Genomic DNA, 17,180 nt, shown 5'->3' with positions numbered 1-17,180 from the left:
TAATTGCAATATGGTCGGTCGGGGAGCGGAGCACTGCTCCCCGATTGGCAATTACTTACTAGGGTAAAACGTCTATGCGCGTAGCAATGATCGGGACCGGATATGTTGGACTTGTTTCCGGTGCCTGTTTCTCCGAATTCGGTACAGATGTCATTTGTGTCGATAAGGATGCCGAGAAGATCGCCCGTCTTGAAGACGGTATCATGCCAATCTACGAGCCTGGTCTTGAAGTTCTGGTCGAAAACAACGTCAAGGCAGGGCGCCTTAACTTCACCACCGACCTTAAGGAAGGTGTGAAGGACGCAGACGCGGTCTTTATTGCAGTTGGTACGCCGACCCGTCGTGGGGATGGCCATGCCGATCTGAGCTACGTTTATGCAGCGGCAGAAGAAATAGCGGAAGCCATGGACGGTTTCACGGTTATCGTCACCAAATCAACCGTTCCGGTTGGTACGGGGCGCGAGGTTGAGCGCATTATCCGCGAAAAGCGCCCAGATGCAGAGTTTGCCGTGGTGTCCAACCCGGAATTCCTGCGTGAAGGTTCGGCAATCGGTGATTTCATGCGCCCGGACCGTGTTGTGATTGGTACCAGTGACGAACGCGCGCGCGAAGTGATGTCGGATCTTTATCGTCCGCTTTATCTGATCGAAACGCCGATTGTTTTCACCACGCGTGAAACCTCGGAAATGATCAAATACGCGGCTAACACGTTCCTGGCGGCCAAGATCACCTTCATCAACGAGATCGCCGATCTTTGTGAAAAGGTCGGTGCCGACGTTCATGACGTGGCGCGTGGTATTGGTCTTGATGGTCGTATTGGCAAGAAATTCCTGCATCCTGGGCCGGGGTATGGCGGGTCTTGCTTCCCGAAGGACACCCTGGCACTTGTACGCACCGCGCAGGAACATAATAGCCCGCTTCGCATCATCGAGACGGTTGTTGACGTGAACAACAAGCGTAAGAAGGCCATGGCAGATCGCGTGATTTCTGCGTGCGGTGGTTCTGTTTCTGGCAAAACCATCGGTGTTCTGGGCTTGGCATTCAAACCCAATACCGATGACATGCGTGACGCGCCAAGCCTTGATATCGTGCCGGCCCTGATTGCGGCGGGCGCAACAATCAAGGCCTATGACCCCGAAGCCATGGAAGAAGCCAAGAAACTTCTTGATGGCATTGAATATTGCGAAAACGCCTATGCGACGGTCGAAGATGCCGATGCCATGGTCGTTCTGACCGAGTGGAATGAATTCCGCGGTATGGATCTGGATCGTATCAAGGACGGGCTGAAGCACCCGATCGTCGTTGATCTACGTAACGTTTATGACCCGACCGAAATGGCTGAGAACGGCTTCAGCTATTCCTGTGTTGGTCGTGCATCTATCGGAGGCTAATCCACATTATGACGAATTCCGCCGGACATACTTTTGATCGCTCGGTACTGCGTGAATATGACGTGCGTGGCATTGTCGGGGACACGTTGCATCCTGCTGACGCCAATGCATTGGGCAAGGCATTTGGTACGATGGTTCGCCGGTCCGGCGGGAAACGCGTTGCGTTGGGGCGTGATGGACGATTGAGCTCGCCAGAACTGGCAGCGGCATTGGCTGATGGCATTCTTTCGACTGGTTGCGATGTCGTGCGCATCGGTCGTGGACCGACGCCCATGTTGTATTTCACTGTCTATGATGAAAAGACCGATGCCGGGATCATGGTGACCGGATCGCACAACCCGTCCAACTATAATGGTTTCAAGATGCTCAATGCCGGGAAGTCGGTATTTGGCGAAGCTATTCAGGAACTGGGCAAGATTGCGGCTGCGGGTGATTTTGAAACCGGGCAGGGCACGGCATCGGATATCGATGTCGATGACCGTTTTGTTGATCGCCTGGTTGCTGAGCTTGATTGTGATGTTCCCAACCCGATGACGATTGTCTGGGATTGCGGAAATGGTGCTGCTGGTGATGTGGTTCGTAAATTGACTGCAAAGCTTCCGGGTACCCATCATCTGCTGTTTGATGAGATTGATGGTAATTTCCCGAACCACCATCCCGATCCGACGGTTGAAGCCAATCTGGTTGATCTGAAAGCCGCTGTTGCTAAGCATAATGCCGATTGGGGTGTTGCTTTTGACGGTGACGGTGATCGTATTGGTGTGATCGATGGCAATGGCAACGTCCTTTGGGGCGATCAGCTGCTGCAGATCTATGCCGCAGACGTTCTGCAACGTCAGCCCGGTGCTGCGATCATTGCAGATGTCAAGGCAAGCCAGACCCTGTTTGACGAGGTCAACCGTCTTGGCGGGGATGCGATCATGTGGAAGACTGGCCACTCGCTGATCAAGACCAAGATGATCGAAGCCAAGGCGCCGATCGCTGGTGAGATGAGTGGGCATATCTTCTTTGCCGAACGTTACTATGGCTATGACGATGCGACTTATGCGGCTGTCCGTCTGTATCGCATTTTGGTCCAAAGTGGCAAAAGTCTTGCCGAGTGGCGTGATGCAATGCCGGTTGCTGTCAATACCCCGGAAACCCGGATTGACTGCCCGGATGATCGCAAGTTTGCCTTGATCGAAGAAGTGCGTTCGCGCTTGGCAGAAGCCGGTGCTGAGGTTAGTGGCATTGATGGTGTGCGTGTCAGTACCGAAGATGGCTGGTGGCTGCTACGTGCATCCAACACCCAGCCAGCCATCGTTGCGCGTTGTGAAGCGGGCGATGATGCAGGTCTAGTGCGCCTTAAGTCACAAGTTACCGATCAGCTGGTGAAAAGCGGGCTGTCATCGGATGACTTCTTTGCTCCGGGTGGCGGGCACTAAGCCCCAGCCAGGCTGGCACTTTAGATAAAAGAAAAGGGCCGTCAGAGTGATCTGATGGCCCTTTTTGTATCTGTGCGCTTAAGGCTGTTTGATTAGCCGGCATCACCAGCGTTTACCGGGATGCAGGCAACGTTTTCGCGGCGAAGCGCTGCGCAGGCTGCGCGTGCCTCGTTCTCGCCGTCAAAGCCAAGAAGACGGGCGCGGTAGACGATACCGGTACCGCTGGCCTGCTGTTCAACTGCAGCGCGCGTTAAGCGAAGCACATCTGGTGCTGTGCGCGCAGCGGCCAAAACGGCTTCCTGGGCGCGACGCTGATCGCTAAAGGCACCAACCTGAATGGCCCAGCCGCTTGCGCTTTCCGGTTTCAGGCGCGTTACGACGGTTTCAGTATCGATACGGCCCGGCTGTTCTGCTTCGCGGCGGGTTGCGCGTTTCGCCATCAGAAGCTGTGCATCAGCAGGAAGGATCTTGTCTTCAGGGCTGATGCGCGGACGCGGGACAAGGATTTCGCCTTCCTTGGTCAGCTTGATGTAGGCCTGATCAAGAAGCTTCTTCATCTGATCATCGCGGGTTCGTGCCGTGCGGCCGCCAAAGACAACGCCAATCAGGCGTTTGCCATTGCGATTGACCGACGCAACAAGGTTAAAGCCTGATGCGTTGATATAGCCGGTCTTGATCCCGTCAGTACCGTAATAGGACGCCAGAAGATTGTTATGGTTGCCATAGGTACGGTTGCCAAAGCGGAACTTCTGGGTCGCAAAGTAGTGGTAGTAGCTGCCGTAGTTTTTGCGAAGGGCGACAGCCAATTTGATCATGTCGCGCGCAGTCGTCATTTGTCCGCGGTTCGGAAGACCCGAAGCATTGCGGAAAGTGGTGCGCGTCATGCCAATCCGGCGCGCCTCAGACGTCATCATCTGGGCAAATTTAATCTCGGTGCCGCCAAGATGTTCGGCAACAACAACGGCGATATCATTGGCTGATTTGGTAACCAGTGCCAGGATCGCATCCTTGACGGAGATGGTTTCACCAGCCTGAAGACCCAGCTTCGACGGTGCCTGACCCCAGGCACGTTTGGAAACCTTCATGCGGGTCGACAGGGAAACTTTACCGCGCTCAAGTGCGTCAAAGACCATGTAAAGTGTCATGATCTTGGTCAGCGAGGCTGGGTAAACCTTGTGGTCGGCGCGATATTCGTGAAGCACATCGCCTGAATCGCCATCAATGATCATCGCCGTGTAGGTGCGAGCAATCGCACTGGTCGGCGCAAGGATGGTCGAGAAAAGGATTGCTGTAAGACACAAAAACGCAGCCAGATACGCGCGCTTGAAAAAGCTGCGTGTCACGAGCGGTGCTGTGGCCATCGCTTTTGGCCCGGAAGGTGTCATAAAAGGCATTATACGGGCTCGGCTTTCGGTAGTCCCCAAGAACTAAATAAGTTCAGTCTCGCATCCCAGCCTTAAACAAATGTTTAAGAGGATCAAAAATCGGCTATTCGAACCGTGGCCTTGCGATGGCCATCTTTGTACGCGAAAGTATCTTTTATATCCGCAGATCGGCAAAAAATCGAGGATCGAATGATTAGTTTAATCGCCCCAGTTCTCAATAAGATAGGTGTTCAGCGCCATAAATTTAATAGGGCAGGTGTTGTCACACTTGTAGCAGCAGGCCTTGCTGGCTGCGCATATACGCCAACGAACGACATCAGCAACCCGCTTGTACGCAAGGCATCCTGGTTTTCTTATTTGAATGCGGATGATCTGCGTACGGCCTGTTCGGCAGGTGACGCCGAAGGCAAGATTCGCATTGTCTATAATGCTGAATTTTACAAAGAGGTCCGCGTGTTCGAGCTGACCCCGCATCGGGGCAATCAGCAATTTGATCTGACCAGCCGCGTGTTCGGCCCGTTGCAGGTTAAAGAAATCAATGTCGAGGTAAATGCGCCGCTTGGCGCATTTGGTGGTGAAAAGGCCGTCGATGTCATTGATCGTGATGCCTATATCGACATTACCGACGCACTTCAGGCCGAAGGGTTCGGCACGCAGAGCCGTGACGGGCTGCGGCTTTATTCCGATGATTACTATTGGATCGCATTGGGTTGTTCTTCCGGCTATGTCACAATGGCGACCTGGATGTCTGGTGTTGATGACCTGCGCGCGCTGTCATTCCCCGATGTGCTGACGCGTAATTCAAGTATCGAGAGCGATCTGCCTGTGCCGCCTGAGCTGGAAAACGCTCGATCACAGGGTGCTGCGCAACTGGCCTATAGCCGAAACAACGATTCCCGCGATTTCTATCGGACTGTTCGCGGAAACATGCTGCGTTAAAGCCGGGCTGCCACCATCAGGTTCGAAAAAGGGATGCGTTGCAAAAACGTGTCCCTTTTTTATTTCTGTTGCATTGCACATTAGCGAATTTGCTAATGCCTTGTTTGGGCTTCGGTTTTGGAGAAGGTTGGAAAAGCTCCAGTGTTTTCAATCGGTGCGACAGCAGATTGTCAGCGTGGCTGTGTAAAGAATGTCACTAAAGTGTGCTTGACCTGTGGCGGTAATTCCATCTAGGGTTATGTTGCAATGCAACATTGAGCCGGGATGAGTATCCCGTCAATCAGGAGGTTGAGGCAATGGCTGTTTCCAAGCAGAAAACTTCTGGGAAATCAGGAACAAAGTCCTCTGCACCGGCGAAAGTCGCCTCTGCTGCAGGTGAAAGCAAAACGGCACCCGCGCCAGCATCCACTCAGGATGCGCCAGTAAAGCGCGTGGTGATGACATCATCAGAAATCGAGGCCGCTGCTCAGAAAACCGAACCGGCTGTCAGCGAAAAGCCTTCAGAGCCTGTTTCCAAACCAACTGCAAGTGCTGCGGCCCCCGCGACCCCGGCTGAGAAGGCCGTCCCAGTTGAGAAACCGGTGGTGGCTGAGGCTGCAAAACCAGAAATCTCCAAGCCGACTGCAGCAGTCGCAAGTGCGCCGACAGCATCTTCGGAGGCTTCGGCTGCGCCAGCTAAACCGGCTGAAGCAGCAGCGCCCAAACCAGCGACCAGTGCGCCAGAGGCGCCAAGCCCGGCGCCTGCGAAAGTCGAAGCCAAGTCCGAGCCAACCAAGCCTGCGCCTGCCAAAGCCAGCGCGAAGGCAAAACCTGTTGCAAAGCCGAGTGCTGCAAAGGTCGCTGCCAAGTCAAAACCGGCGGCACCAAAAGCAACCGCGCCCGCATCCTTACCCAAAACCGAAAAGGCCAGTACCGTGACCACCAAAAGCAAATCCGCGGCAACGACCAAAACGGCCGCATCTGCCGCCCCGAAAAAAGCAACACCTGCCAAAGCTGCGCCAAAAAAGGCTGCTGCTGCACCGGCAGAACCAAAGATCGCAGCAAAGCCGAAAGCAGCGCCCGCACCATCTGTGCTTGGTGACGTATTTGGTTTTGGGTCGATGTTCATGGATACATCGGCGATGGAGCCTTATATGGAACTTTGGAAGACCCCGGAAATCGAAGCCATCATGACCGCAAGCAATGATGCGTTTGAAGATGGCGTGTCGGTAGCCAATGAGGCATTCAACAAGATGTTTGAAACCATGACCGGTCAGGCCGATGTCTTTTCCGGCGCGGGATCGCGGGTTGCGGCTCAGTACGAAGATCTGATTGATACTCAGAAAAAAAGCTTTGAAGAAGTTTGGCAGGCGACCCTGACCCTGTTTGAAAAAACCGGCGGGATCGGCACCGAGCTTGCGACATGGATGCAGAAAGAGTTCGAAGCATCCCAAAGCGATCTTGATGCGATGACCAAGGTTGAAAGCCTTGCTGACCTTCAGGAACTGCATGGTAAAATCGTCAGCCGCTATTATGAAAGCAGCGTTGCTGAGGGTGAGAAAGTTCAGGAAATCATGCTTGCTGCGATCACTGACAGCTTCAATGCCTTTAGCAAGGCGACAAATGCTGTGATGAAATGATACGGCTAAACGTATTTTCACAGACCTGGTTCAGGTTTTGAAAGCGGGCATGACTTCTTGTCATGTCCGCTTTTTCTTTGCCGGTCGCGCGACAATCGCGGTTTTCTGCTGTGCGAAGAAAATCAATTCAACGAAGTTTGTTCGGTGATCTTGCAGCGGGTTATTCTCAGCCTACATGAATTGAAGATGGACAATAATTTAAGCGTGTAATTCGCGCTGCGGCCTTTGAAAGAGTTTGGCAATGACCTATCATGGAGTTCATGCAGAAAATAAGGGTTCCGGTAAGTAGACGATGACTGAACAGGATAATGACGGCACTGATCTGCCGAACACGGGGATCGTAACAAAGACACGGCCCAAGACGAAAAAGCCGTCCATGTACAAGGTGCTGTTGCTGAATGACGACTACACACCGATGGAATTCGTCGTTCACGTACTGGAACGGTTTTTTGAAAAGGGTCGGGAAGAGGCCACCGAAATCATGCTTCAGGTACACCGCAAAGGTGTGGGGGTATGTGGGGTGTTCACTTACGAAATAGCGGAAACCAAGGTGAACCAGGTCATGGATCTGGCCCGCCAGAACCAACATCCGCTGCAGTGTACCTTAGAGAAGGAGTGACATATGCTATCGCGCAATCTTGAGGAAAGCCTGCATCGTGCGCTCGCATATGCGTCAGAGCGCCGGCACGAATATGCCACTCTTGAACATCTTCTTTTGTCGCTGACCGAAGATCAGGACGCGCTTTCAGTGCTGAAAGCCTGCCGCGTCGATATTGATCGTCTTCGGTCCGACCTTCTGGAATTCGCCGACAGCGAACTTTCCGGCCTGATCAGTGCGCGCTTGGTTGATCCCAAGCCGACTGCAGGGTTCCAGCGCGTCATTCAGCGCGCAGCAATCCATGTGCAATCATCCGGTCGCGAAGAGGTCACCGGGGCGAACGTTCTCGTCGCACTCTTCTCCGAACGTGAATCGCATGCGGTTTACTATCTGCAGCTTCAGGACATGACCCGTCTTGATGCGGTGAATTATATCTCGCATGGAATTGCCAAGGCGACCGAGCTTAATGAACGTCGCATCCCGCGTGGTGCGGATGAAGAACCGGTTGCAGGTATGTCATCACCAGAAGGTGAAGATGGTGCTCCTGCCGAAGGTGAGGCGCTTAAGGCCTATTGCGTTAACCTCAACGCCAAGGCCCAGAAAGGCAAGATCGATCCGCTGATCGGTCGTCAGAGCGAGATTGACCGCACCATTCAGGTCCTGTGCCGCCGTACGAAAAATAACCCGCTCTATGTTGGTGATCCGGGTGTTGGCAAAACGGCCATTGCCGAAGGTCTGGCGCGCCGGATCAATGATGGTGATGTGCCAGAAGTTCTGGCTGACGCCACGATTTTCGCCCTTGATATGGGTGCGCTTCTGGCCGGTACGCGCTATCGCGGTGACTTTGAGGAGCGCCTGAAGGCGGTCGTCAAGGAACTGGAAGAGTACGAAGGTGCTGTTCTGTTCATTGATGAAATTCACACCGTGATCGGGGCAGGGGCCACGTCGGGTGGTGCGATGGATGCATCGAACCTTCTGAAGCCTGCCTTGGCGAGTGGTTCTTTGCGCTGCATCGGTTCGACCACCTATAAGGAATTCCGTGGTCACTTTGAAAAGGACCGCGCCCTTGTGCGTCGTTTCCAGAAAATCGATGTCGAAGAGCCGTCTGAAGAAGATACCGTCAAGATCCTTAAGGGCCTGAAGCCCTATTACGAGGATCACCACAAGGTCAAATACACCAACGAAGCCATTCGTTCGGCAGTTGAGCTTGCGTCACGCTATATCAGTGATCGCAAGCGTCCAGATAGTGCTATTGATGTGATCGACGAGGTCGGTGCATCGCGCATGCTGGTCGCGCCAAGCAAGCGCAAGCGTACTGTGGGCAAGCGTGACGTCGAAGAGATCGTTGCGAAAATTGCCCGCATCCCACCAAAATCGGTTTCGACCGATGATCGTAAGGCGCTTGCAAATCTTGAGCGTGATCTTAAGACCGTGGTGTTTGGTCAGGATAAGGCGATCGAAGCGGTTGCCAGTGCGATCAAGCTTGCCCGTGCGGGCCTTCGTGAACCGGAAAAGCCGATTGGCAGTTATCTGTTCTCTGGCCCGACCGGTGTTGGTAAGACCGAGGTCACCAAGCAACTTGCGACTGTCATGGGGATCGAGTTCGTTCGCTTTGACATGTCGGAATATATGGAACGCCACAGCGTTTCACGCCTGATCGGTGCGCCTCCGGGCTATGTTGGCTTTGATCAGGGCGGTCTTCTGACCGATGCTGTTGATCAGCATCCGCATGCGGTTGTTCTGCTTGATGAAATTGAAAAGGCCCATCCGGACCTGTTCAATATTCTTCTGCAGGTGATGGATCATGGCAAGCTGACCGACAATAACGGTAAGACGGTCGATTTCCGCAATGTCGTGTTGGTCATGACGACCAATGCGGGCGCATCGGACATGGCCAAGCCGCCAATCGGCTTCAAACGCGAGATGCGCGTCGGTGAAGATGAAGAAGCGATCAAGCGCACCTTCTCGCCGGAATTCCGTAACCGTCTGGATGCGGTTATTCCGTTCGCCAACCTGCAGCCGGAAGTCGTCAAAATGGTTGTCGACAAGTTCATCTTGCAGCTTGAAGTCCAGCTTGCGGATCGTAACGTGTCGATCGAACTTACCGAAGCCGCGCGCAGCTGGTTGGCAGAGCGCGGTTATGATGTTGCCTTTGGTGCGCGTCCGTTGGGCCGCGTTATTCAGGAGCATGTCAAAAAGCCGCTCGCCGAGGAATTGCTGTTTGGCAAGCTTTCCAAAGGTGGGGCTGTTCTGGTTGATATCGAAGATGATGCTGTCACCTTCCGCTATCCAGAAGATGAAAGTGACAAGAAACAACAGAAAAAGAACCCTGAAATGGCTGGTTGAAAAATCAGTTTCAAGGTTTGAGCTTGTTGTTAATCATTGGCAGTATAGATTGAGGCCCGGGAAGGATATTCCCGGGCCCAATTAATTATAAAAGAATATCAGAAGCGCGATGAGCCAAGCTGCACAGAGGAAATACCGCACGGAAGTCGAGGAGTTTGTCTCCCGGTTGGAGTTGCGTGCGCGTAAATTGGTTGCCTTGGCCAATGCGCTTGAGAAAAGTGCCGATAAATCGGACATCACCGGCTATCGCCCGTTCCGTGAAGAGGTCGATAACTTCAAAGCGCTGTCTTTGATCATTGCCGAACGCCTCAAGCGGCTTGAAAAGCATCCCAAGAAAGAAGAGCTCGAAGAGCAATTCCATAAACTTCAGGTCCTGATGCTGCGCATCGTGATCAAAACCAGCTTGAAGTTCTTCTTTGTTATGAGTGCCAAGGAAAACCTTCCTTTAGGTGCGCGCGAGATGTTTCAAAGTGAATTGCGCACGCTCTATGAGGCGGAGCGGATGATCTCGGAGCCGAAATATATCAGTCAGTTAGATGCCTCCGCGCGTGATGATCTTGATGCGGCCAAATCCATCCTTGAAGAAATCATCGAAAAGGCGCCGGCACTTTTGAACTTTGGTGCGCGCAAGAAAAAACGCAAAAAATAGCCCGCCAAGGGCGCGTTCGACGGACTTGAAGATTTTTGTCTGGAACTGCGCTTTGCAAAATGCAAAGATCATTTATTGCATTTTGCAATATTTGCATTTTGAAATGCAAAGATGCCTTTATACTCTCCTTCTGTACAGGGTGGATAACCCCACAGAAGTGGCAAAAAACATCGGATTTTCCAGAATTATAAAAACTGGCACGGTTCCTGCTTAGGTCATCGCGGACAGTTGTTCTTTGCAGGGGCGCGTTTCGCGCCTGGAACAACGTAATCTTCTGCAGTTTGCTCGTGTCCCAACCAAACTCAGCGGCGGTTTTACCGCCGCTTTTTTCTTGCCCATTTCCCATCGAATGCAGTGACACTCTTGTCTGAGTGTTTGTAATTCACATATCCAATGTGTGAAAGGTCTTCTGCTGTGGTTCCACAACGGATCACTTTCCATTCCACTGAGTATAGTATTGTTTTCGTAAGAATAGGTACACATACTTAAAGATAGTTGGTTAAAGCCTCAAGAATAAAATCTGGGAGTGACGCCGATGTTGTCTACAAGAAGTATGATCCTCGCGGGTATGTTGGCTGCATTGGTTGCCACGCCAGGGTCTGTTATGGCCAAAGCAGAGCTGCCCGGTGACCCCAACACATTGATCACTGATGCAGTGATACGTGATATCCGCGAATGGCTGGCCAATCCTGTTGTCGAATTGTCGATCAATTCGCAGAACCGACTGCGCAAAGACATGACGCAGGCGGAAATTGACGCGGCCGACCAACAATGGCGGGCTGAGCGCGAAGCAGACGACCAGCCGCTTGTTGCCGCCATTCTGACCAATCCGCTTTCAAGTTACCTGACACAGATCCAGGCACGATCCGGTGGCTTGTTTGCCGAGATTTTCGTCATGGATGCCGTGGGGCTGAATGTCGGGCAAAGCTCGATCACGTCGGACTTCTGGCAAGGTGACGAAGGCAAGTTTCAGAACACATATCCCAATGGTCCCGACGCGGTCTTTATTGACGAGGCCGAATATAACGAAGACTCCGATACCTGGCGTTCGCAACTCAACATGACCATGAGCAACGCGCAGCGTCAGCCGATTGGTGCTGTGACCATCGAGGTCAATCTTAACGAACTCGCGCGTCTCAGCAGCCGGTAGGGAGAAACGCCATGAAATTCTTTAAAAACCTTTCCATTCCCGCAAAGCTGACCACTTGTTTCGCCGTGATGATCGGCGTGATCCTGATGGTCGCGGCGGCCGGCATGTTTGCGACCATGCAGGTCAAAAATGCCAATGAACAACGCGACTATCTGTCCGAGTTCGAACGCGATTACCGCAATCTGGACCGGTCGTACCTGATGGCGCGTCAGGAGCTCATCTATTTCCTGACGACGGGGGATCGAAACGGATTGACCAGTTATCAGAAGTCGCTCGAAGAGATCGATATTCGAACCGACGTTTTGAAAACATACATGACGATCAACCCACAGGTTGCTGAACTGATCGAACAGATGGATGGTGCGATTGACCGTTGGGAAGAAATCGCAAGCGAGCAGGCCAAACTGATGCGTCACTATTTGACCGTCAACCATGCCCGCGCGATCGAAGCATCGGGCGAGCCGCGTGATCTGTCTGATCAGGTCAGTATGATCGCGTCGGCGCTTGCCAAAAACATTGATGAGCTGATCCTTGATGTGGAAAGCAAAGTCGATCAAGCAATGCGCATCTTCCAGATCACGCTTGGTGTGGGGGTTGTGCTTCTGATTGCGATGGCAGCACTGTTTGGCGGAACACTGTCGCGGATGATTGCAGCACCGATCCGCAAAATGACCGAAGCAATGGGAAGCCTTGCATCGGGTAATCTTGATATCGAAACCCTTGACATGAAGCGTACCGACGAAGTGGGGGCGATGGCCAAGTCGCTTGAAGTCTTCCGCGAAAATGCGCGCGAGCGTGCGCGTATGGCGGAACAGGAAAAGGTCGAAGCCCAACGTCAGGCCGAGCGTGGCAAACGTATGGGGGTTCTGACCCAAGGGTTCGATTCAAAAATTCAAAACGTTCTGACATCGGTGAATGCTGCCTTGGCCGAGGTCCGATCGGCATCCGAAACGCTGACATCGCATGCGGTTCGGGCCAATCAGGATGCGCAGAATGTTGCTGAACAAGCCCAAGAATTGTCTAGCAACATCGAAACCGTTGCATCCGCAACCGCACAGCTTTCGGCATCAATTGCCGAAATCTCGTCGCAGGTAGCCCGGATTACGCAAATCACTCAGGTCGCTGTGGGTGAAACGGAACGCACCAATGAACGGGTCGAGAAGCTCAATGAAGCAGCCCAAAGTGTGGGCGAGGTTGTTAATCTGATCAGTGACATTGCGGATCAAACCAACCTTCTGGCGCTTAATGCGACCATTGAAAGTGCCCGTGCGGGTGAGGCGGGCAAGGGCTTTGCCGTTGTTGCGGGCGAGGTCAAAAACCTTGCATCCCAGACCGTCAAGGCGACCGAGCAAATCACTGCGAAAATCGCCGAGATGCAAAGCGAAACTGGCGCTGCTTCCGAAGCCGTGCGTGGCTTTGCCGACACCATTCATAAAATTGATGAACTGATGTCGGTCGTTGCCAGTGCGGTCGAAGAACAGGGGGCCGCGACCGAGGAAATCTCGCGTAGTGTCGAAGGGGCGGCCAATGGCAATGTCGCCATTTCCAATGCTGTGAAAAGCGTTGCCGATGCGACAACCGAAAGCGGCGATTTGTCGAACGGTCAGCTTGATAGTGTCGGGCGGCTGGCTGCGGCCAATGATGAACTTAGAAGCCATGTGAATGGCTTCCTTGATGACGTTCGAACTGTCTAGTTCAGCCAGCTAGATCATTTCAAAAAAGGCGTGAGTAACCCTCACGCCTTTTTCTTTGAAGTATCCGCTGGGGTTTGCTCCGCAACCTGCTTATAGGGGCTGTGTTCAGCCAGGATATAGTCACGATCTTGCGCGATGTGATTTTGTTCCTGACGCAGGAACTGGGCGACAGCGCGCTTTAGTCCCGGATCAGCGATCAGGTGGGCTGAATGGGTGATGACGGGTTCATAGCCGCGCTGGATCTTGTGTTCGCCCTGTGCGCCGGCCTCGACCGTTTTAAGGCCATTTTCAATCGCGATATCAATTGCCTGATAATAGCAGGTCTCGAAATGCAAAAGCGGGGTGCGATCCATCGTGCCCCAGTTGCGCCCATAAAGCGTTTCCGACCCGATCAGATTAAGCGCGCCAGCAACCATTTCCCCATCACGAAACGCACTGACCAAAACGGTGCGATCACGCATGCGTTCATGCAGCAGTTCAAAGAATTCACGCGTTAAATAGGCCTGCCCCCATTTGCGGTCCGACGTGTCGTGATAAAAATGATAAAACCGGTCCCAGTGCGCGGCCTTAAGCTCATCACCGCGCAGCGCCTTGAAACTGTAACCGGCATCCAGTACCTGTTTGCGTTCCTTGCGCAGGTTCTTGCGTTTGCGCGAATTCAGGGCCGCCAGAAAGTCGTCAAAGCTTTGATAGTCGCGATTGCGCCAATGATATTGGATGCCCGTGCGGCGCAAGAAGCCAGCATCTTCCATCATCTGGCTTTCATCACCATGACAGAACGTGACGTGTAACGTCGCCATACCGAGTTTTTCGGGCAGCATCGCAAGCCCGTCAATCAGGATGCGTCGGATGCTATCTGGATCCGGATGGTCAGGTGCAACCAGCAATCTTGGGCCGGGGACAGGGGAAAACGGGATAGCTGATTGCAGTTTTGGGTAATATCGCCCGCCTGCGCGCTCATAGGCTTCCGCCCAGCTCCAGTCAAAAACATATTCGCCATATGAATGGGCTTTGACATAGAGCGGAACGATGCCGATTGCATTTCCGTCTTCTCCTTCAAGAACAAGGTGAAAGGGCTGCCATCCGGTTTGGGCGGTTGTCGATGCGCTGTCTTCCATGGCGGACAGGAAAGCAAAGCTGACAAACGGGTTGTCAGAACCAGCACATTTGTCCCATTGGACCTGTCCAACCTTGTGGATATCGGTCACGGTTTTGATTTCGACAGCCAAATTTATATTCCCACAGCTGGTCCCTGATCAGCCCGGTTCACGTCCGGGCCCTTATTTTTATACGCATTAGCCGGTATATGCGTTCAGAAGATAGGCGCAATGCAATATTACGCAAGGGAAAGCCTTTGACGGAAGCGCTTCTAAGTCCTATTTCATTGGGCCACGGGCCGTTACGGAACGGCCTGATAAACGGCTCGGGATTTTCCCGTGTCGCCCTCGCGAAGAAAAGGATGGTGCGCCGTGAACAGCAAACTTTCGTTGGAGAAGGACAAGATCAAGATCGTCCTGCTCGAAGGTATCCATGAAAACGCTGTAAAGATGTTCAAAGAGGCCGGCTACTCTAATGTCGACCATTACCCAGCTGCGCTCGACGCGGACGAACTGAAGTCCGTTGTCTCTGATGCGCATTTCCTGGGTATTCGTTCCCGCACCAAACTGACTGAAGAAGTTATTGATGCCGCATCCAAGCTGACCTCTATCGGTTGCTTCTGTATTGGTACCAATCAGGTTGATCTCAAGGCTGCTGCGATGCGCGGCATTCCGGTCTTCAACGCACCGTATTCCAACACCCGTTCGGTTGCGGAACTGGTCCTTGGTCAGATCATCATGCTGCTTCGTGGCATTCCGCAGCGTAATGCGGCGGCCCATGAAGGCGGTTGGCTGAAAAATGCCACTGGCTCTTATGAAGCGCGTGGCAAGACCCTTGGTATTATCGGCTATGGCCATATTGGATCGCAGCTCTCAGTTCTGGCTGAATTGCTTGGCATGAACGTCATTTATTATGACGTGGTCAACAAGCTTGCTTTGGGCAACGCCAATTCCTGTGCTTCGATGGACGAGCTTCTGGCGAAATCCGACGTGGTGTCGCTGCATGTTCCGGCCAACGAGCAGACCAAAAACATGATCACCGCAGCCGAAATCGCCAAGATGAAAAAGGGCGCGCATTTGATCAACGCAGCACGTGGCAATGTCATCGTGATCAATGATCTGGCAGCAGCCCTTGAAAGCGGCCATTTGGCTGGTGCGGCACTTGATGTGTTCCCGATTGAGCCTGCTGGCAAGGATGAGCTGTTTGAAAGCCCGCTTCGTGGCATGAACAACGTGATCCTGACCCCGCATATCGGCGGTTCGACCCAGGAAGCACAGGAAAATATCGGCATCGAAGTTGCCGACAAGCTGATCACCTATTCCGACAATGGCTCGACCCTTGGTGCTGTGAATTTCCCGGAAGTATCGCTTCCGGTCAAGGATCGCACCCATACCCGCTTCATGCATATTCACCGCAACGTCCCGGGCGTTCTGCTCAAGATCAACGATGTGTTTGCATCGCGTGGCATCAACATCAGCGGCCAGTTCCTGCGTTCTGAAGGTGGCGTTGGTTACGTGGTTGTCGAAGTCGACGAAGAAATCAAACCGGGTGCTGGCGTGCGCAAGGAGCTTGAAGCGATCGAAGGCACGCTCCGTGTCCGCTTCCTGTTCTGATCAAACGGTTTACTGAAAACGAAAAAGGGCGGGTGCCAATGGTGCCCGCCCTTTTTCTATCGGAATATTTGCAGCCTAAAGCTTGCGATACATCACCAATGCATCGGTCTCGCCCAATGTCGGATGCATGAAAGCACCGGGCAGGCGACCGACAATTTCAAAGCCAAGCTTTGGCCATAGATGCACCGCTGCGCCATTGCTTTCGATGACGAAGTTATACTGCATGGCCCGGTAACCAAGTTCCTTGGCGCGGACAAAAGAATCCTCACCCATCCGGCGCGCAATACCGCGCCCGGTGGCCTTGGGGGATGTCATGTAACCACAATTGCAAACATGTGATCCGCCGCCGCCCTGATTTTGACGAATGTAATACGTGCCAACGATCTTGCCATCTTCTTCGGCGACCAATGTGACCTTGTCTGGTCCCATCCAATAGGCAATGACCTGATCATCATTCATGTCGCTATCAATTGCGTAGGTATCACCGGCACGCAATGTGGGGGCGACGATTTCAAGAATGGCGGGGATATCTTGTTGGGTGGCAGGGCGAATGTGCATAGATGGCTCACAATATGGGGCAGGGTGGTGCGCCATATTGGCGCAAACGTGCCTAACTATCGCTGCCTGCAAGGGTGAGTTCAAGAAATTCCGGTTCAACCTCAAACGGAAGATTTGCCCGCCCGGCCAGTGCCTTGGCCAATTCATTGCGATACCGCTCGCGCGGGATTTCCAAAACGCCAAATTGCTTGAGGTGATCATTGACGAACTGCGTATCAAGCAGGCTGAACCCGCCTTGACGCATCAGGGCGACCAGATGGACAAGGGCAATCTTTGAGGCGTTGGTTGCACGCGAAAACATGCTTTCGCCAAAGAATGCCTTACCAAGGCTTACGCCATACAGGCCGCCAACCAGCTCGCCATCCTTCCAGGCCTCAATCGAATGGGCACAGCCCATCTTGTGAAGCGCGCAATAGGCATCAAGGATGTTGCTGTTAATCCATGTATCATCACGCGTGTCGGTGGGTTCCGCACAGGCGCGAATAACATCGGGGAAGGCACGGTTGACGTGGATTTTATAGGTTCCCTTGCGCACGGCCTTTTTCAGACTGCGCGGCACATGAAAACCGTCAAGCGGCAATACACCGCGCCATTCCGGATCAATCCAGTAAAGCGTTGGATCATCGTGGCTTTCGGCCATGGGAAACAGGCCGACGGAATAGGCTCGGATCAACAGATCAGGGGTCAGCTGGTTCGACATGATCGCAGTGATAATT

At 53.1% G+C, this 17,180-nt stretch carries 14 protein-coding genes; 10 read left to right on the top strand and 4 right to left on the bottom strand.

What is annotated here, in order from left to right:
• Window positions 1–74: 74 nt before the first annotated feature.
• The gene (locus tag ACMZ66_RS06065; RefSeq protein WP_416935422.1) at window positions 75–1,391 is read left to right on the top strand and encodes a UDP-glucose dehydrogenase family protein; all 1,317 of its coding nucleotides are present in this window, start codon (window positions 75–77) and stop codon (window positions 1,389–1,391) included.
• Window positions 1,392–1,399: 8 nt separating this feature from the next.
• Entirely contained in the window at window positions 1,400–2,815 is a 1,416-nt protein-coding gene (pgmG, locus tag ACMZ66_RS06060; protein ID WP_416935420.1) for a phosphoglucomutase/phosphomannomutase PgmG, read from the top strand.
• Window positions 2,816–2,907: 92 nt separating this feature from the next.
• Here the strand turns inward: pgmG and ACMZ66_RS06055 are convergent, their stop codons facing one another.
• Complete coding sequence (locus ACMZ66_RS06055; protein WP_416935418.1) at window positions 2,908–4,176, bottom strand: serine hydrolase; 1,269 nt, start codon at window positions 4,174–4,176, stop codon at window positions 2,908–2,910.
• A 213-nt stretch (window positions 4,177–4,389) separates the two neighbouring features.
• Between ACMZ66_RS06055 and ACMZ66_RS06050 the strand changes: the two genes are divergently transcribed.
• The 7 genes from ACMZ66_RS06050 to ACMZ66_RS06020 all read left to right on the top strand — a co-directional run bounded on the left by ACMZ66_RS06050 (window position 4,390) and on the right by ACMZ66_RS06020 (window position 13,195).
• Window positions 4,390–5,139, top strand: coding sequence for a hypothetical protein (locus tag ACMZ66_RS06050; RefSeq protein WP_416935416.1), 750 nt, complete (start codon window positions 4,390–4,392; stop codon window positions 5,137–5,139).
• Window positions 5,140–5,435: 296 nt separating this feature from the next.
• Window positions 5,436–6,758 (top strand): phasin family protein, encoded by a 1,323-nt coding sequence (locus ACMZ66_RS06045; RefSeq protein ID WP_416935414.1) that lies wholly within the window; start codon window positions 5,436–5,438, stop codon window positions 6,756–6,758.
• Window positions 6,759–7,050: 292 nt separating this feature from the next.
• Window positions 7,051–7,377: an ATP-dependent Clp protease adapter ClpS gene (gene clpS, locus ACMZ66_RS06040; RefSeq protein WP_008890601.1), complete on the top strand. Its 327-nt coding sequence runs from the start codon at window positions 7,051–7,053 to the stop codon at window positions 7,375–7,377.
• Between the two features lie 3 nt (window positions 7,378–7,380).
• On the top strand, window positions 7,381–9,702 hold the full coding sequence (gene clpA / locus ACMZ66_RS06035; RefSeq protein ID WP_416935412.1) for an ATP-dependent Clp protease ATP-binding subunit ClpA: 2,322 nt from the start codon (window positions 7,381–7,383) through the stop codon (window positions 9,700–9,702).
• A 109-nt stretch (window positions 9,703–9,811) separates the two neighbouring features.
• A complete protein-coding gene (locus tag ACMZ66_RS06030) occupies window positions 9,812–10,351 on the top strand; it encodes a hypothetical protein (protein WP_416935410.1) in 540 nt (179 codons plus the stop codon).
• A gap of 604 nt (window positions 10,352–10,955) precedes the next feature.
• Window positions 10,956–11,501 (top strand): hypothetical protein, encoded by a 546-nt coding sequence (locus tag ACMZ66_RS06025; protein ID WP_416935408.1) that lies wholly within the window; start codon window positions 10,956–10,958, stop codon window positions 11,499–11,501.
• Window positions 11,502–11,512: 11 nt separating this feature from the next.
• Complete coding sequence (locus ACMZ66_RS06020; protein ID WP_416935406.1) at window positions 11,513–13,195, top strand: methyl-accepting chemotaxis protein; 1,683 nt, start codon at window positions 11,513–11,515, stop codon at window positions 13,193–13,195.
• A gap of 41 nt (window positions 13,196–13,236) precedes the next feature.
• Here the strand turns inward: ACMZ66_RS06020 and ACMZ66_RS06015 are convergent, their stop codons facing one another.
• Window positions 13,237–14,424: a GNAT family N-acetyltransferase gene (locus ACMZ66_RS06015; protein ID WP_416935404.1), complete on the bottom strand. Its 1,188-nt coding sequence runs from the start codon at window positions 14,422–14,424 to the stop codon at window positions 13,237–13,239.
• 240 nt (window positions 14,425–14,664) lie between these two features.
• On the opposite strand from ACMZ66_RS06015, the gene serA reads away from it, so the two are divergent.
• Window positions 14,665–15,906 carry a phosphoglycerate dehydrogenase gene (serA, locus tag ACMZ66_RS06010; protein ID WP_416935402.1) on the top strand — a complete coding sequence of 414 codons (1,242 nt, stop codon included), beginning with the start codon at window positions 14,665–14,667 and terminating at the stop codon, window positions 15,904–15,906.
• A 75-nt stretch (window positions 15,907–15,981) separates the two neighbouring features.
• Here serA and ACMZ66_RS06005 read toward each other — a convergent pair whose 3' ends face one another.
• Together ACMZ66_RS06005 and aat are read right to left on the bottom strand one after the other, a co-directional pair.
• On the bottom strand, window positions 15,982–16,464 hold the full coding sequence (locus tag ACMZ66_RS06005) for a GNAT family N-acetyltransferase (protein WP_416935400.1): 483 nt from the start codon (window positions 16,462–16,464) through the stop codon (window positions 15,982–15,984).
• Between the two features lie 52 nt (window positions 16,465–16,516).
• Complete coding sequence (gene aat / locus ACMZ66_RS06000; protein ID WP_416935398.1) at window positions 16,517–17,164, bottom strand: leucyl/phenylalanyl-tRNA--protein transferase; 648 nt, start codon at window positions 17,162–17,164, stop codon at window positions 16,517–16,519.
• Window positions 17,165–17,180 lie beyond the last annotated feature (16 nt).

The sequence above is a fragment of the Thalassospira sp. genome (assembly GCF_048059015.1).
In the GTDB taxonomy this organism is placed as follows: domain Bacteria; phylum Pseudomonadota; class Alphaproteobacteria; order Rhodospirillales; family Thalassospiraceae; genus Thalassospira.
Note: the sequence above shows the minus strand (reverse complement) of the source record. Positions and strands in the feature narration are given on the sequence as shown.

What these genes read in the sequence shown, in the direction of transcription:
- ACMZ66_RS06030 (WP_416935410.1), top strand. Translation starts at nt 9,812, where the DNA reads ATGAGCCAAGCTGCACAGAGGAAATACCGCACGGAAGTCGAGGAGTTT.
- ACMZ66_RS06025 (WP_416935408.1), top strand. Translation starts at nt 10,956, where the DNA reads ATGGCCAAAGCAGAGCTGCCCGGTGACCCCAACACATTGATCACTGAT.
- ACMZ66_RS06020 (WP_416935406.1), top strand. Translation starts at nt 11,513, where the DNA reads ATGAAATTCTTTAAAAACCTTTCCATTCCCGCAAAGCTGACCACTTGT.
- ACMZ66_RS06055 (WP_416935418.1), bottom strand. Translation starts at nt 4,176, where the DNA reads ATGGCCACAGCACCGCTCGTGACACGCAGCTTTTTCAAGCGCGCGTAT.
- pgmG (WP_416935420.1), top strand. Translation starts at nt 1,400, where the DNA reads ATGACGAATTCCGCCGGACATACTTTTGATCGCTCGGTACTGCGTGAA.
- ACMZ66_RS06050 (WP_416935416.1), top strand. Translation starts at nt 4,390, where the DNA reads ATGATTAGTTTAATCGCCCCAGTTCTCAATAAGATAGGTGTTCAGCGC.
- aat (WP_416935398.1), bottom strand. Translation starts at nt 17,164, where the DNA reads ATGTCGAACCAGCTGACCCCTGATCTGTTGATCCGAGCCTATTCCGTC.
- clpA (WP_416935412.1), top strand. Translation starts at nt 7,381, where the DNA reads ATGCTATCGCGCAATCTTGAGGAAAGCCTGCATCGTGCGCTCGCATAT.
- ACMZ66_RS06065 (WP_416935422.1), top strand. Translation starts at nt 75, where the DNA reads ATGCGCGTAGCAATGATCGGGACCGGATATGTTGGACTTGTTTCCGGT.
- ACMZ66_RS06045 (WP_416935414.1), top strand. Translation starts at nt 5,436, where the DNA reads ATGGCTGTTTCCAAGCAGAAAACTTCTGGGAAATCAGGAACAAAGTCC.
- ACMZ66_RS06005 (WP_416935400.1), bottom strand. Translation starts at nt 16,464, where the DNA reads ATGCACATTCGCCCTGCCACCCAACAAGATATCCCCGCCATTCTTGAA.
- clpS (WP_008890601.1), top strand. Translation starts at nt 7,051, where the DNA reads ATGACTGAACAGGATAATGACGGCACTGATCTGCCGAACACGGGGATC.